This is a genomic window from Brevibacterium yomogidense, from assembly GCF_016107685.1.
In the GTDB taxonomy this organism is placed as follows: domain Bacteria; phylum Actinomycetota; class Actinomycetes; order Actinomycetales; family Brevibacteriaceae; genus Brevibacterium; species Brevibacterium yomogidense.
Window position 1 is genome coordinate 1 of record NZ_JABASY010000016.1, and the last position, 1445, is coordinate 1445.

The following is a 1445-nucleotide window of genomic DNA, read 5'->3' on the forward strand; positions in this document are numbered from 1 at the left end:
CCGGCTCTTCGTAATTGAGGGTGTAGACCCAGGTGCCGGGGATCCGCCCGTGTCGTTGCCGAGGTAGACGTCGAGGCCTCCCTGAGGATGGGAGTTCCTACACAAACCATCCGGAAGACCTCGACATGCACAAGCCTAGCTTCACCACCCCCGATCTCGACGCGTTCTGCCTCCTCGACACCCGCGCCCTGACCATCACAGGACAAGCCATCACCGTCGATCACGCTGTCTTGGAGTGCCGCACCAACACTGACGATCCCGGCTCCTGGTGCCGCGAGTGCGGCACGGAAGGCGTCCCTCGCGGAACCGCGGTGCGCCGACTCGTCCACGTCCCGCTCGGCTGGCGCCCCACGATCCTGCACGTCCGCGTCCGCCGCTACCGGTGCCCGACCTGCGCGCGCGTCTGGCGGGAAGACCTCACCCCGATCGCCGCACCACGAGCGAAGCTGTCGCGACCGGCCGTGCTGTGGGCACTGAAATGCCTCGTCATCGACAGGATGTCCATCAGCCGCATCGCCGCGGGCCTCGGTGCCTCATGGCACACCGTCAACACCGCCATCCTGATTACCGGCCAACAGCTGCTGGTCGATGACCCCAGCAGGTTCGACGGTGTGAGGGTCCTCGGGGTCGATGAGCACGTGTGGCGGCACACCCCGTTCGGCAGCAAGTACGTCACCGTCATCATCGATCTCACCCCGATCCGCGACAAGACAGGCCCCTCCCGGCTGCTCGACATCGTCGAGGGCCGATCGAAGAAGGTGTTCAAGACCTGGCTGGCCACCCAATCGCAGGCATTCCGCCACGGTATCGAGGACATCGCGATGGACGGCTTCGCCGGCTACAAATCAGCCGCAGCTGAAGAGCTGCCCGACGCTACCCCGGTGATGGATCCCTTCCACGTCGTCGCTCTGGCAGGTAGCGCTGTGGAGCGGTGCCGGCAGCGGATCCAGCAGGAGACACTCGGACACCGGGGCCGGTCCGGTGATCCTCTCTATGGCATCCGCCGTGTCCTGCTCACCGGCGCGAACCTGCTCACCAGCAAGCAGACCGATCGACTCGAAGCTGTGCTCGCTGCCGAGGAACACACGCAAGTCGATGTCACGTGGTGGATCTACCAGCGCGTCGTGGCCGCGTACCGCGACCCCAACCGGGTACGCGGCAGAGACCGACTGAAGAGCGTCATCGCGAGTCTCTCTGCAGGAGTACCGGCAGCACTGACGGAGCTGACCACGCTCGGGCGAACGCTGAAACGCAGAGCTGCCGATGTACTCGCGTACTTCGACCGACCCGGAACAAGCAACGGACCAACGGAGGCAATCAACGGTCGACTCGAGCACCTGAGAGGCACCGCGCTCGGGTTCCGAAATCTGGGCCACTACCTCCTCAGAGCACTGCTAGACACCGGCGGCTTCAGACCACTTCTACACTCTCTTTTACGATGAGCC

Annotated in this window: 1 protein-coding gene; it reads left to right on the plus strand. The window is 64.7% G+C overall.

Annotated elements, in window-relative coordinates:
• Positions 1-125: 125 nt before the first annotated feature.
• Positions 126-1442: an ISL3 family transposase gene (locus tag JFC09_RS16190; RefSeq protein ID WP_087007442.1), complete on the plus strand. Its 1317-nt coding sequence runs from the start codon at positions 126-128 to the stop codon at positions 1440-1442.
• The last annotated feature ends 3 nt before the right edge of the window (positions 1443-1445 follow it).

Coding starts and splice junctions, on each gene's coding strand:
- JFC09_RS16190 (WP_087007442.1), top strand. CDS start 126: ATGCACAAGCCTAGCTTCACCACCCCCGATCTCGACGCGTTCTGCCTC.